The sequence below is a fragment of the Mameliella sp. LZ-28 genome (assembly GCF_012274245.1).
Taxonomy (GTDB): Bacteria; Pseudomonadota; Alphaproteobacteria; order Rhodobacterales; family Rhodobacteraceae; genus Antarctobacter; species Antarctobacter albus.
The window spans coordinates 444,774-458,453 of record NZ_JAANYX010000032.1; the positions used below are offsets into that span (position 1 = coordinate 444,774).

Below are 13,680 nucleotides of genomic sequence, written 5' to 3' on the forward strand. Positions count from 1 at the left end.
TGGTTCAGAACAGGTCGTCCGGCAGCAGGCTGCGACCGGGGGTGCCCGTGGGGACGCGCAGGGCCGGGCCACGTGCGGCCCAGGTGGCGGCGCGGTCCGGGTCCCCGGACAGGCCGGCGCCCAGGTGGGCCAGCAGGGACCTTGTCAGGCTCTCGTCGCGGACCAGGGCTGCCGCCTCGCTGTTCCAGCGGCAGGCGCGGCGGGTCAGCGTCTGTGAGCCGATGACGGTGGTGCCGTCCACCAGGCACAGCATCCCCTCGGCCTGCGGATCGGCAACCAGCGCGAGGCGGTCGCCATAGGCATGTCGCAGGCGGGTCAGCGCGGCGCCCTGAAGGGCGGCGGCGCGGGCATCGTCCCATGTTCCCTGCGTCTCGGGGGGCAGCAGCAGGATCAGGTGCAGGTCCGGGCTCTGCGCGGCCTGTGCCAGCGCCTGTGTCAGGCCATCGTGGCGCAGGGCGCTGGTGCGGATCAGGATGCGCCGTCGGGCTCCGCTGAAGAGACGGAGAAGCGCCGGTTCGGCGTCGTTGGCAAGCGTGCGGGGGGCAAACCCGCGCGCGGGGCGCGACAGGGTCCGCAGCAGGCGCAGGTCATCGCGGCTTTGCGGGCGGGAGGGGCTGTCCAGCGCGCTGGCCGGGGCGGCGAGGCTGGCGCCGGTCTTGAGCGCATCGGCCCAGCAATCGGCGAAATGGCCCCGCAGGGCGCCGCAGAAATCATCGTCCGCGATCCGCAGGCCAATCACAAAGGTGGCATCTGTCCCGAGGTCCGGCCCGCCGATCACGGCATTGGCGCCATCGGCCAAGGCAAACCCCTGATGGATACCGGCGGGGCGGGGGCTGGCCCCGTCCTGGACAAGGGCGCGCTGGACCGGGGTCAGGCGCGCCGGGTCCTCGGCCCGGAGTGCGGTCAGTGCGGGGCCAAGGCGGCGGTGCAGGAGAGCGCCGCGCAGGCCGTGCGCAACATGTCCATGCGGGGCACAAACCAGTTGCGCGCTGCCCTGCAGGACATCGGCAAGGCCCGAGACGCGGCGCCAGGCGGCGCGGTGGGCCTGCACAGCCAGCAGGGGATCGGGATCGGCCACGAGGATGCGCAGCGACAGGCCGCGCCGGGACAAGAGCGCCAGCAGGTCGCCCCATGTCTCGAGCCCGCGTTCGCGCAGCTCCGGCAGGACCAGCGGCCTGTCGGGTGCAAGGCGCGGCAGGCAGAGCAGCAGCTCTGACCGGGCGCTGGCGGCAAGGGTTTCGAGCGCGGCGGCCGTCTCGTCGGCAGAGAGCAGCGCGCGCACTGTCATGCGCGGGACCGTTTGAACATCGCCTTGATCTCGGCCAGGCGGAAGGCGCCAAGGGCCTGCCCGGCGACGCCGTAGGTGAGGATGCCCATGCCGATCAGCCCGGCAAGCACGGCCAGCCGCAGGTAGGGCAGGGCCAGCCAGGGTGTCAGGACGATGTTCAGCCCCCAGAGTACCGCGCCCATGACCAGCGAGGCCGCCACGATGCGCCAGAGCCTCTGGCGGAAACGGTCATCGAAATGCGCCACCTCGCCCATCGCCTTGGCGCCACGCGCCAGTTGCCAGACCATGACCCAGCCCGCCAGCGTGGTGGCGATGGCGGGGGCAAGCCAGCCGATCATGGGCGCCAGCCCGATGGCCACGGCTGCGTTGATCACCATAGCCCAGACCGCGAAACGGAACGGGCTGCGCGTGTCCTCGCGCGCGAAATAGAGCGGTTGCAGCACCTTCTGCAGCACGAAGGCGGGCAGGCCGAGGCCGTAGATCGCCACCGCCACGGCGATGGCGGCGCTATCATTGGCCGTGGTGGCGCCACGTTCGAAGAGGACCGAAACCATCGGCAGCGGGATCGCCACCAGCGCCACGGCGGCGGGCACGGTCAGCGCAAGGCTCAGTTCGCCGGCGCGGGAAAAGGCGTTGCGCGCGCCGCTGTCGTCCTGCGCTTTCAGTCGGCGCGACAGGTCGGGCAGCAGGACGATGCCCACGGCGATGCCCACCACGCCCAGCGGCAACTGGTACAGCCGGTCGGCGGCATAGAGCCAGCCCACCGCCTTGTCGAAATGGCTGGCGACCTGCTGGCCCACCAGCAGGTTGATCTGCATCACCCCGCCTGCCAGCGCGGCAGGCACCGCGATCACCACGAGCCGCTTCATGTCCGGTGTCAGGCGCGGGCGCCCGGGGCGGATGCGCACGCCCGCGCGGTCGGCGGCCACCCAGACCAGCGCCAGCTGCGCCACACCCGCCACGGGCACCGCCCAGATCAGGTATTGCACCACGTCCCCGCCAAGCGCCGCCCCCATCCCCATCGCCAGGCAGACAAGGATGTTCAGCAGCACGGGCGCGGCGGCGGCGGCGGCGAAATGGCCGGTGGCATTCAGCGCGCCGGAAAACAGTGCCGCCAGCGAGATCAGCAGGATATAGGGAAAGACCACCCGCCCGAAGCCCACGGTCAGGTCAAAGCGCGCATCCCCGGCAAAGCCGCCCGCGGTGGCCCAGACCAGCGCCGGCATGAAGATCATCGCCAGCGCGGTCAGCGCCAGCAGCACCGTGGCCAGCCCGTTGAGCGCGTCGCGGGCAAAGATCAGCGGGTCTTCCTCGCCTTCGTATTTCTTGGAAAACAGCGGCACGAAGGCGGCGTTGAAGGCGCCCTCGGCAAAGAAGCGGCGAAAGAGGTTGGGCAGGCGAAAGGCCGCGACAAAAGCATCCATCACCGGGCCGGGGCCGATCAGGGCGAGGATCATGACCTCGCGGACGACACCCAGAACCCGGCTCATCAGGGTCCAGAAGCCGACGGTCATGACACCGGCGACAAGGCGGATGGGTTTCATGGGCGTGCTCGCTTGCTGCTCTGGTCCCTCGCTTAGCCGAAAGGGCCGAAGGGCGGAAGGGGCGCGGATCAGAGCAGCGTCCGCATCAGCGCGATGGCTATTGCGGCGGCGACAGCGAGGCAGAGGGCGAGAAAGCCAAGCACCTGAACCCAGCGGCTGAGCCGTGCAGACTCTGCCGCGATCAGCCCGGCAGCGAAGGGTTGGCCGCTTATGGTGCTGAGGTTGTCGAAGTGTTCGCTTGCCTTTCGCCTGTTCAGGCGGCGCAGGGTCCTGTCCAGGGACTCATGCTGTTCGCTGTCGCAGTGCGGCTTCAGGCGGTCGACGATCGCTTGCGTGGTGTCGGGCCGTGGTGCGGCCCCCAGGGTCGTGCGCGGGCCGAAGTGGTCGCAGAACACAGCGGGCAGATCAAGCTCGCCGCGAAAGCGGGCCTTGACGAAATCGGCATAGGCGGGGCGCCCGGCTTTATCCTTTGGCGGGGCATGTTCGGTGCCATAGTCGCCGTTTGCCAGCCGGCGGGACAGATCGGCGCGGCGATCCGCAACCTGGGAGAGATACCACAGGGCGCGGTCGACCTCGGCACGGGGCGATTTCGGCTCGGTCTCGACCGGTGGCGAGGCCTGGTCGGGAAACGGGCGCCAGTCCAGCGCGTCGGGCTTGCGAGCGCTCATGTCACGTCCTTGAGATTGTGGAAATACAGCAGCAGCGTGACCGCCGTGACGGCGGCCAGGAAGACGCAGAGCCAAGCGAGCAGCTTGACCTGCCCGCGCAGTTTGTCGCGTCGCTGGCGCAGGCCGTGTGCCTCATAGTCTGCAAGGGAGACGGCCTTTAGATTTTCGAGATGGCGATCCGGCGGAATGGCTTTCAGCCGGTCCATTGCCCAGTCCAGATCCTTCAGCCTGTCCGGTTCGTTCTGCAGCGTCGAGGTCAGTTCGTCGATGCTGTTGGGGCTGTCGGGCGAACGAAAAAAGACGATCGTTTCGGACCCAAGCTCCTTGGCAAATCGTTGCCGGATGTAGCGGTCGTAGCCTCTGGACGCGCGCATTTCGGTATTGAGCGCGCCAAAAGCGCCGTTGGCGGGATGATGCGGACCGAGTCCGTCGCGAACCGCCTGGTCCAGTTTGACGCGTCGTTGCGCTAGTCGGACAGTTTCTGCGACGGTTGCCTTGGCGCCTTGGGCGCGGCGCAGAAAATAGGCGCCGATGGTGGCGTCGGACGGGACGGCAGGCTGTGCGCCCGGGCCCGGGGTGCCGGGCTGTGCATTGGCCTGAGCCTGCCGCATGCGTTGCGCGCGCTCTTGCTGTTCGCGGGCGTGGACGCCGGCCATCGAATGTGGGTCGGGCATGCCGCCGGCGCCGACGGTCGGGCGGCCGCTGTGATAGCCCTGTGCCGCTTTGTCGTGCGGACCCCCTGCCATGCAAAGCCTCCTTTTCAATTCACCTTGGTCAATGGGGCCACAGCCCAATTGATGCGGCATCGCAAGTCAACCCCGGACCCTTTCGCGACATCGGGTCCGGTCATCGGTGAAAAAAGCCAAGGGGAAGCGGGTTGATTTATCGGGTAGAGTTCCGGCAGGATTAATCAACCGGAGTGATGATCCGGTGCTGCCCAATATCTCGTGACGGGTGATGTCGCTGGTTGCCCCTGAAGTCACCCCAAAAGGTCGTGTTCGCGTGCCAGTCACTTTCGAGGTCCTGCCCGGGTTCAACCTGGTACTCGTGCATTTCCGCGGAGAGGTCGGGACCGAAGAGCATATCGAGTCCTTTCTCGAATATGCGGCGCATCCGCTTTACGACCGGCATCAGCACGCCCTGGTGGACATGGCGGACTGTACGCTGCACGACGCCTATTTCGCGGATATGCAGCGGCTGGCCTACCGGCTCAAGGGCTATTACGCGGAGCGCGATCATGCCTCGCGCACCTCGGTATATGCGCCGGGCGACGTGGTCTATGGCATGTCGCGGATGTACCAGTCGATCACCGATGGTCTCAGCCCCTGGGAAACCGGGGTGTTTCGGACACGGGACGAGGCGATGGCATTCGTGGACGTCGCCCCCGAAAGCCCGCAGGGCGCAAGCCTGCGGGCGATCTGGAACGCGGACCGTTAGCCGCGCGCGCGCTCGGCGCCTTCCTCGATGGCCGAGCGCAGCTTTTTCTCGATCTGGTCGCGCTTGACCTTCGAGTGCAGTTTCAGCCCGAACATGTCCTTGACGTAGAAGGTGTCGACCACCTGTTCGCCATAGGTCGCGATCACGGCGGAGGCGACATAGATGTTCAGCCCCGCCAGCGTGCGGGCCAGGTCGAACAGCAGGCCCGGGCGGTCTCTGGTGTCGACCTCGATGATGGTGAAGATCTCGGACCCGTCGTTGTCGAAGGTGATGTGGGTCGGAACCTTGAAGGCCTTCTCGCGCTTCTTGAGCTTGTCCTTGGGCTTCATCGCCTCGCGGGCGACGACCTCTCCCATCAGGGTCTTGCGGATGGTGTCACGCAGGCGCGGGATGCGGGTGTCCTCGTAGGGCGACCCCTCGGCATCCTGGATCCAGAAGGCGGCGGTGGCGTAGCCGTCCTTGGTCGTGAAGGTGCGCGCATCCACGACATTGGCCCCGGAGAGCGCCAGCGCGCCGGTCAGGCGAGAGAAGATGCCGGGGTGATCCTGCAGCGCGAAACAGGCGCGGGTGGCGTCGCGGTCCTCGTCGGGGTGGATGTCGATGGCGATCTCGTTGTCCTTGAGGTCGCGCAGCAGCCGGGCAAAGACCACATGGGCGGTGACATGCAGGCCCTGCCAGTAGGGGTCGTAGTGGCGGCTGGTTTCCGCAGCCAGCGCCAGCGTGTCCCAGTCCGACAGCGCCTCGCGCAGGTTCTGGCGCGCCTCGGTGCCGCGGTTCTCGCGGTTGAGCGCCTCCATCCCGCCTTCGAGCGCGCGGCGTGTCTGACGGTAGAGCGCGCGGATCAGCGCGGCCTTCCAGTTGTTCCAGGTGTCCGGGCCGACGCCGCGGATGTCGCAGACCGTCAGCACGCAGAGCAGGTCCAGCCGCTCGCGCGTTTGCACCGCCTTGGCAAAGCCGCGCACGGTGCGCGGGTCGGCGATGTCGCGTTTCTGGGCCATGTCCGACATCAGCAGGTGATAGCGGACCAGCCATTCGACGGTGGCGCTTTCGGATTTCGACAGGCCCAGGCGCGGCGCGACGGTGCGTGCGATGCGGGCGCCGAGGATCGAGTGATCCTCGTTCCGTCCCTTGCCGATGTCATGCAGCAAGAGCGCGACGTAAAGCACGCGGCGATTGATGCCTTCCTTGAGGATGGTCGAGGCGACGGGCAGTTCCTCGGTCAGGTTGCCGTGCTCGATCTCGGACAGGTTCCAGATGCACTGGATGATGTGTTCGTCCACCGTGTAGTGGTGGTACATGTTGAACTGCATCATCGCCACGATGGGCGCGAATTCGGGGATGAAGGCAGATAGCACCCCCAGTTCGTTCATCCGGCGCAGGGCGCGTTCGGGATTGCCGTGTTTCAGCAGCAGGTCCAGGAACAGGGTCCGGGCCTCGTCATCCTCGCGGAAGGCATTGTCGATCAGGTGCAGGTTGGCCTTGACCAGGCGCATGGCGTCCGGGTGGATCAGCAGGCCGGTGCGCAGCCCTTCCTCGAAGACCCTGAGCAGGTTCAGCTTGTCGGACAGAAAGGCCGCGTCATCGGTGATGGCCAGCCGGTTGTGTACGACCTTGTAACCGTCCTTGACCTGGGGCGGACGGTGGAACAGGCGCTGGATCAGCGGCGCGCCCTTGGTGTGATCGGCCTCGAGCGAGGTCAGCAGGATGCGCGTCAGGTCACCCACCGAGGTGGCATGGCGGAAATAGTCCTGCATGAACCATTCAACGGCGCGGCGTCCGCCGCGATCATTGTAGCCCAAGCGGCTGGCCACTTCGACCTGCATGTCGAAGCTCAGCAACTCGTTGGCGCGTCCGGCAGCCAGGTGCAGGTGACAGCGTACCGCCCAGAGAAAACGCTCTGCCTGGACGAAGGTTTCGTATTCCTCGGGCCGGAAGACGCCGGTGGTCACCAGTTGCGAGACATCGTCGGTGTGGTGGACGTATTTGATCATCCAGAACATCGACTGCAGGTCGCGCAGCCCGCCCTTGCCCTCCTTGACGTTGGGCTCGACCATGTAGCGCTGGCCCTGCTTGTCGTGGCGGGCGTCGCGTTCGGCCAGTTTCGCCTCGACGAATTCGCGGGCGGTGGCGTTGAACAGGTCGTTCCACAGGGTGCGGTCCAGGTCCTCGGCCAGGCCGGCGTCGCCGGTCAGGAACCGGCTTTCCAGCATGGCGGTCCGGATGGTGAAATCCTCGGCCCCCAGCCGCAGGCAATCGCGCACGGTGCGCGAGCTGTGGCCGACCTTCAGCCGCAGGTCCCAGAGGATGTAGAGCATCGATTCAATGACGCTCTCGGCCCAGGGGGTGATCTTGTAGGGGGTCAGGAACAGCAGATCGACGTCCGAGAAGGGGGCCATTTCCCCGCGCCCGTAGCCGCCGACCGACAGCACCGACAGGCGTTCGGATTCCGTCGGGTTGGGCAGGCGGTGCAGCACCTCGGTTGCGACCTCGAAGGCCAGGTGCACGATGCAGTCGGTGATCCAGGTATAGGACCGCGTGGTGCGGCGCGAGCCGAAGGGTTCGGCGGCAAAGGCCTCTGCCACCTTGACGCGGCCTGCGTCGAAGGCCGCGCGCAATGTCTTGACCGTGTGCTTGCGCACGTCCGTTTCCGGCGCGCCCTTGGGCATCCCGGCGAAAAGCGTGCCGCGCACCGCCGGCAGATCAAAGATCTCTGCGGCGGGCGCGATCAGGTTGTCGGGAAGCGTCTCGGTCTCAGAGGCCGCCGCCTGGGAGGCTGCTGGGGGCAGGGTCAAGGATCACCATCTGTTTGTCTTTTACCGTGGCGACGGCCAGCGCGCGCTGGTTGGCACCATTGCTCATCAGGCGGAATACACCGCCCGTGCCGGTAAAGCCAGTCGAGGTGAGCGCCGTGGCCGACAGCGCATCGTTGCGGCCCTGCGCGGCCAGCGTGCCGATGGCGGAAATCCCGTCGTAGGCCAGGCCGGCCAGCGGATGCGGCGCGGTGCCGTAGGTGCTGTTGTAGCGGCCCGAGAAGCTTTCCAGCCGGGCCACGTTCGGCACCGCGAACCAGGCCCCGTCAGAGGCGGGCAGGCCAAAGAGATCGGGGCGCACGTCCCAGCGGGTCAGGCCGATGTATTGCACCTTCGCTGGGTCCACCCCGGCTCCGGGCAGGCGGTCCAGCAGGATCGGCATGGCCTCGTTGCTGGCGGCGGTGGTGATAAAGATGCTGTCGGCCGCGCCCGATGACACCACGCGGCCCGCGGCGCTGGCGGCGGCCGAGACGCCCTCAATCGAGAGCTGGTAACCCTGGCTGCCGACGATGTTGACGCCGTATTCCACGGCCGCCTTCTCGATTGCCAGCTTGCCCAGCTGTCCGGCCACGTCCTCGGAGTAGATCACCACCATGTTGGATTTGCCGTTGCGGCGGGCATGGGCCATCATCCGGCGGGCGGTGTTGTCAAAGGTCGCGCCCAGGATGAAGACGTTGCCGCCGGCGATGGTGGGGTTGTTGGAAAAGCCCAGGACGTTCACGCCTTCGTCGGCCACGGCGAGTCCGGCGGCGTTCACCGCGTCGGCACGCAGCGGGCCCAGGATGATCTTGGCGCCCTCGTCGACGGCCTTTTGCGCGGCAGCCGCGGCGGCGGGGGCCTGGCCGGCGGTGTCGTAGACGCGCAGGTCGATGGTCACACCCTCGCCCAGGTCGGCCATCGCCAGCCGGGCGGCATTTTCCAGCGAGGTGGCGATCGGCGCGGCGCCCTGGTCGGACTGCGGCACCAGGAGCGCCACGGGGATCGGTTTGCCGGTATTGATGCGTGGACCGTCGCCGCCTCCGCCGATATTGGTCAGCGCAGAGGGGTCACAGGCGGCAAGCGCAGCCGCGGCGGCCAGACCGGCCAGCGGGCGCAGCGCCTTGCGGAAATTGGAAAAAATGGCGAACATGGACGGTGGACTCCCTCGTTTCTTGCGCGACATGCGCGGCACGGGCGGCGCGCTGAGCGATTTGGCGACGATCATAGAGAAGGGCGAAAGGGGGGACCAGTGACGAATCCGGAAAGCGCCGGACAGGGCGGCGGATTGACGCCGGGACTGTACCTTGTGGCCACACCCATCGGCAATGCGCGCGACATCACCCTGCGCGCGCTGGACATGCTGGCCACGGCGGACGTCCTGGCGGCAGAGGACACGCGCAGCCTGCGGCGGCTGATGGAACTGCATGGCGTGGCGCTGGGGGATCGCCCGCTGGTGGCCTACCACGATCACAACGGCGCGCGGGCGCGTCCGCGCCTGCTGGCAGAGCTGGCGGCGGGAAAATCGGTGCTTTACGCGTCGGAGGCGGGGACGCCGATGATCTCGGACCCCGGGTTCGATCTGGCGCGCGCCGCCGCCGAAGCGGGGTTCGCGGTCACCAGCGCACCGGGGGCCAGCGCGGTGGTCACGGCACTGACGCTGGCCGGGCTGCCGACGGACAGGTTCCTTTTCGCCGGTTTCCTGCCCAACGCCGGCGGGCCGCGCAAATCGGCGCTGCGCGACCTGTCGGGCGTGCCGGCGACGCTGGTGTTCTACGAATCGCCCCGGCGCCTGCCGGAGATGCTGCTGGCCGCGCAGGATGTGCTGGGAGACCGCGAGGCGGCGGTCTGCCGGGAACTGACCAAGAAATTCGAGGAGGTCCGGCGCGGACCCCTGTCAGAGCTGGCCGATCACTACCGCGAGACCCCGGCAAAGGGCGAGGTGGTGGTGCTGATCGGCAAGGGGGATTCAGGATCCGTTAAGGAAATCGATCTAGAACAGGAGGTGAACAAGGCGCTGGAAACGATGTCGGTCCGCGATGCTGCGGATTTCGTGTCGGCGCGGTTCGGGGTGAAACGGCGCCCGGTCTATCAACTGGCCATGCGCCTCTCGGCAAAAGGAGAAAGCGATGGCGCTTGATTTCGCGGGTGTGGCGGGGCGGGGCGACACCGGGCGGTGCGGCTATCACGCGGGCCTTGCGGCAGAGGATGGTGTGGCCGCGGACTATGCCCGCCGGGGCTATCCGTTGCTGGCGCGGCGGTGGCGCGGTCGATCCGGTGAGATCGACCTCGTGCTGGGCGATGGCGACGGCGTCATCATCGTCGAGGTCAAGAAAAGCCGCAGTTTCGACCGCGCCGTCGCACGCCTGTCGCAACGCCAGATCGGTCGCCTGATGCGGGCGGGCGAGGAATTCCTTGGCACCATGCCGCGCGGGTCGCTCACGGATATCCGTTTCGACGTGGCGCTGGTGAACGGTCACGGTGAGATCAGGGTGATCGAAAACGCGCTTTACTGAGCGCTGGCCCTGCGCCCGTGCAGGGCTGCGGTGCATTGCACCCGGCCCCGTCCTGCGCCATCTATGGCGGGAAGATTGCAGGGGACGCCGATGAAGATCGCCTTTCAGATGGACCCGATCACCGGGGTCGACATCAACGCCGACAGCACGTTCCGCCTGGCCGAAGAGGCGCAGGCGCGCGGGCACGAACTGTTCTACTACGGGCCGGACCAGCTCGCCTACGAAGAGGGGCGGATCACCGCGCGCGGGCACTGGATGACCGTGCAGCGGGTGGCGGAGAAACCCGCCATCCTCGGTGACCGCGTGGCGGTCGACCTGGCGGACATGGACGTGATCTGGCTGCGCCAGGATCCGCCCTTTGACATGCATTACATCACCACCACGCACCTGCTGGACCGGCTCAAGGACGATGTCCTGGTGGTCAATGATCCCTTCTGGGTGCGCAATTCGCCGGAAAAGCTGCTGGTCCTGAACTTTCCCGACCTGACGCCCCCCACCGCCATCGCCCGCGACCTGGAGGTGCTGCGCGCCTTCCGCGAGAAACACGGCGATGTCATCGTCAAGCCGCTTTATGGCAACGGCGGCGCCGGGGTGTTCAAGCTGGGCGCCGCGGACGGCAACCTCAGCTCGCTCTACGAGATGTTCACAGGGTTCTCGCGCGAGCCGCTGATTGTGCAGAAATACCTGCCCGCCGTGTCCAAGGGCGACAAGCGGGTGATCCTCGTCGATGGCGAGGCGGTCGGTGCGATCAACCGGGTCCCCGCCAAGGGCGAGGTGCGCTCGAACATGCATGTGGGCGGGCGCCCCGAAAAGGTCGCGCTGAGCGAGCGTGACCGCGAGATCTGCGCGCGGATCGGGCCTGTGCTGCGCGACAAGGGGCAGGTCTTTGTCGGGATCGACGTGATCGGCGACTGGCTGACAGAGATCAACGTGACCTCGCCCACGGGCATCCAGGAACTGGAGCGGTTCGACGGCATCAACGTGGCCGCGACAATCTGGCAGGCAATCGAGGCCAAGCTGGCATGAGCCTGATGCGGCCGGTCCTGAACCGTTGGTTGCGGATGACGGAGCGGCCGCACCTGGAACGGGGCAAATCGGTGCCACGGCTGCGCGCCTCCTTTGAAAGGAAGGCGCGCTTTTTCTTCTTTGCGCCCAGGGGCACCCGCCAGCGGCGCGACGTGCTGGACGGTGTGCCGGTGCTGCGGGTCAACGAGGATCTGCCGGGTCCTTTGATCCTCTACTTTCACGGTGGTGCCTACGTCATGGGTTCTGCCGACACGCATCGGGCGATGGTCGCCTGGCTGTCGCGCGCAGCCCGGTGCCCGGCCTGCCTGGCGGATTACCGGCTGGCGCCGGACCATCCCTTTCCCGCCGCGCTTGAGGATGCGCTGACGGCCTATCGTGCGGTCATGGCGCATCCCGCCGGGGTCGTGCTGGGCGGCGACAGCGCCGGCGGCGGGCTGGCGCTGGCCCTGCTGGGCGAGATCCTGCGGCAGGGTCTGCCGCAGCCTCTTGGGAGTTTCGCGCTGTCTCCGCTGACGGACATGACGTTTTCGGGCGACAGCGTCACCCGCAATGCACAGAGCGACGTGGTCCTGCCGGCGAGCCGCACGCATGAAACGGCGATGCACTATCTGCCGGAAAACATGGATCGGCGCGACCCGCGGGTTTCCCCGCTCTGGGCCGCCTTCGCTGGCGCGGGGCCGGTCTGGCTGTCGGCGGGGGACAGGGAATTCCTGCTGGACGACACGCGGCGCATGGCGGCGCGGCTGCGCGAACAGGGGGTGACGGTGCAGGAGGACATCGCGCGGGACCTGCCGCATGTCTGGCCCATCTTTCACAACATCCTGCCGGAGGCGCGGATCACGCTGCGGCGGATCGCGCGCTGGATCAACTCTCTTTCGCAGACAGCAGCCGATAGCTGAGCGCCTCGGCCACGTGCGGGCGGCGGACCGTCGCGCTTTCGTCGAGGTCGGCGATGGTGCGGGCGACGCGCAGCACGCGGTGATAGCCGCGCGCGGTCAGGCCAAAGCGGTCGGCGGCGCGGGTCAGAAGCTCGCGCCCCTCGTCGTCGGGGGTTGCGATCTCTTCGAGGCGCTGGCCCTCGGCATCGGCATTGGTGCGCAGCGCGTCGTGATCGGCGAACCGGTTTGCCTGGACGGCGCGGGCGGCGGCAACGCGGGCGGCCACGGTTTCGGAACTGTCCCCCGTGGCGGGCAGGTCGAGGTCCGTGAAACTGACCGGGGGCACCTCCAGCCGCAGGTCGAAGCGGTCCATCAGCGGGCCTGAGATGCGACCCAGGTAGTCCTCGCCGCAGTTGGGGGCGCGCGAACAGGCCTGTGCGGGATCGGTGAGATGGCCGCATTTGCAGGGGTTGGCCGCGGCGACCAGCAGGAAACGCGCGGGATAGCGGATATGGGCATTGGCGCGGGCCACCACGACTTCGCCGGTTTCGATGGGCTGGCGCAGGGTTTCCAGCACGTTGCGCGGAAACTCGGGGAATTCATCCATGAACAGGACGCCGTTGTGGGCCAGGCTGGCCTGCCCCGGCTGTGCAGTGCGCCCACCGCCAATCAGGGCCGCCATCGAGGCGGTGTGATGCGGTTCGCAAAAGGGCCGCGTGCGCGAGATGCCGCCATCGGTCAGCAGGCCTGCGATGGAATGGATCATCGAGGTTTCCAGCGCCTCGATGGGGGTCAGGGGCGGCAGGATGCCGGGCATGCGGGCGGCCAGCATGGATTTGCCCGCGCCGGGCGGGCCGATCATCATCAGGTGGTGGCGCCCGGCGGCGGCGATTTCCAGTGCCCGCTTGGCGCGTTCCTGTCCCTTGACGTCGCGCAGGTCGCGCGCCGCAGGGTCTGTTGTCACCTCGCCCGGACGGGAGGGTTCCAGCACGTTGTCGCCGGAAAAATGCCGCACGATTTCCAGAAGGTTCCCGGCGCCGATCACCGTGCAGGCATCGACCCAGGCAGCCTCTGCGCCCGAGGCGCGGGGGCAGAGCAGGATGCGGTCTTCCTCGGCCGCGGCCATCGCGGCGGGCAGGGCGCCGACCACGGGCAAGAGGTCGCCGTCCAGCGACAGCTCGCCCAGGGCGACGGTCTGGGCCACCGCGTCCCGGGGCAGGATGTCGAGCGCAGCCAGCAACCCCAAGGCGATGGGCAGATCGAAATGAGAGCCGACCTTGGGCAGATCGGCCGGGGCCAGGTTGACGGTGATCTTTTTCGACGGCAGCGCGATGGCCAGCGCGCTCAGGGCCGTGCGCACGCGGTCGCGCGCCTCTGACACGGCCTTGTCCGGCAGGCCGACGATGGAAAAGGCGGGAAGTCCCGGAGTGACGGCGCATTGCACCTCGACCGGGCGCGCATTGACCCCCTCGAAAGCGACCGTATGGGCGCGCGTAACCATGAAACTCCCCACGTCAGACCGGGGCGAGCCTGCCCC

Annotated in this window: 12 protein-coding genes; 5 read left to right on the top strand and 7 right to left on the bottom strand. The window is 67.7% G+C overall.

Features of this window, described 5'->3' with window-relative positions; translation table 11 throughout:
- Positions 1 to 4: 4 nt before the first annotated feature.
- The 4 genes from G9Q80_RS17370 to G9Q80_RS17385 all read right to left on the bottom strand — a co-directional run bounded on the left by G9Q80_RS17370 (position 5) and on the right by G9Q80_RS17385 (position 4,246).
- Complete coding sequence (locus G9Q80_RS17370; RefSeq protein WP_088714769.1) at positions 5 to 1,288, bottom strand: phospholipase D-like domain-containing protein; 1,284 nt, start codon at positions 1,286 to 1,288, stop codon at positions 5 to 7.
- Entirely contained in the window at positions 1,285 to 2,832 is a 1,548-nt protein-coding gene (gene murJ / locus G9Q80_RS17375; RefSeq protein ID WP_088714770.1) for a murein biosynthesis integral membrane protein MurJ, read from the bottom strand. Before murJ ends, G9Q80_RS17370 begins: the two co-directional genes overlap by 4 nt.
- Before the next feature lie 68 nt (positions 2,833 to 2,900).
- The gene (locus G9Q80_RS17380) at positions 2,901 to 3,500 is read right to left on the bottom strand and encodes a hypothetical protein (RefSeq protein WP_088714771.1); all 600 of its coding nucleotides are present in this window, start codon (positions 3,498 to 3,500) and stop codon (positions 2,901 to 2,903) included.
- Positions 3,497 to 4,246 (bottom strand): hypothetical protein, encoded by a 750-nt coding sequence (locus G9Q80_RS17385; protein WP_088714772.1) that lies wholly within the window; start codon positions 4,244 to 4,246, stop codon positions 3,497 to 3,499. The genes G9Q80_RS17380 and G9Q80_RS17385 overlap by 4 nt, the downstream gene beginning before the upstream one ends.
- A gap of 256 nt (positions 4,247 to 4,502) precedes the next feature.
- Here G9Q80_RS17385 and G9Q80_RS17390 point away from each other — a divergent pair, with 256 nt between their 5' ends.
- Positions 4,503 to 4,937 (top strand): hypothetical protein, encoded by a 435-nt coding sequence (locus G9Q80_RS17390; RefSeq protein WP_088714773.1) that lies wholly within the window; start codon positions 4,503 to 4,505, stop codon positions 4,935 to 4,937.
- Here the strand turns inward: G9Q80_RS17390 and G9Q80_RS17395 are convergent.
- Complete coding sequence (locus tag G9Q80_RS17395) at positions 4,934 to 7,729, bottom strand: [protein-PII] uridylyltransferase (RefSeq protein ID WP_069208240.1); 2,796 nt, start codon at positions 7,727 to 7,729, stop codon at positions 4,934 to 4,936. The genes G9Q80_RS17390 and G9Q80_RS17395 overlap by 4 nt on opposite strands.
- Positions 7,689 to 8,876 (bottom strand): penicillin-binding protein activator, encoded by a 1,188-nt coding sequence (locus tag G9Q80_RS17400; protein WP_088671085.1) that lies wholly within the window; start codon positions 8,874 to 8,876, stop codon positions 7,689 to 7,691. The genes G9Q80_RS17395 and G9Q80_RS17400 overlap by 41 nt, the downstream gene beginning before the upstream one ends.
- 99 nt (positions 8,877 to 8,975) lie before the next feature.
- Between G9Q80_RS17400 and rsmI the strand changes: the two genes are divergently transcribed.
- The 4 genes from rsmI (at position 8,976) to G9Q80_RS17420 (ending at position 12,164) form a co-directional block, all read left to right on the top strand.
- Positions 8,976 to 9,863, top strand: coding sequence for a 16S rRNA (cytidine(1402)-2'-O)-methyltransferase (gene rsmI, locus G9Q80_RS17405; protein WP_074623089.1), 888 nt, complete (start codon positions 8,976 to 8,978; stop codon positions 9,861 to 9,863).
- A complete protein-coding gene (locus tag G9Q80_RS17410; RefSeq protein WP_088714774.1) occupies positions 9,853 to 10,239 on the top strand; it encodes a YraN family protein in 387 nt (128 codons plus the stop codon). Before rsmI ends, G9Q80_RS17410 begins: the two co-directional genes overlap by 11 nt.
- 90 nt (positions 10,240 to 10,329) lie before the next feature.
- Positions 10,330 to 11,265 (top strand): glutathione synthase, encoded by a 936-nt coding sequence (gshB, locus tag G9Q80_RS17415; RefSeq protein ID WP_088714775.1) that lies wholly within the window; start codon positions 10,330 to 10,332, stop codon positions 11,263 to 11,265.
- Complete coding sequence (locus tag G9Q80_RS17420) at positions 11,262 to 12,164, top strand: alpha/beta hydrolase (protein ID WP_088714776.1); 903 nt, start codon at positions 11,262 to 11,264, stop codon at positions 12,162 to 12,164. Before gshB ends, G9Q80_RS17420 begins: the two co-directional genes overlap by 4 nt.
- Here G9Q80_RS17420 and G9Q80_RS17425 read toward each other — a convergent pair.
- Positions 12,130 to 13,644, bottom strand: a complete 1,515-nt coding sequence (locus G9Q80_RS17425) for a YifB family Mg chelatase-like AAA ATPase (protein ID WP_088714777.1) — start codon at positions 13,642 to 13,644, stop codon at positions 12,130 to 12,132. The genes G9Q80_RS17420 and G9Q80_RS17425 overlap by 35 nt on opposite strands.
- Between the last annotated feature and the right edge of the window lie 36 nt (positions 13,645 to 13,680).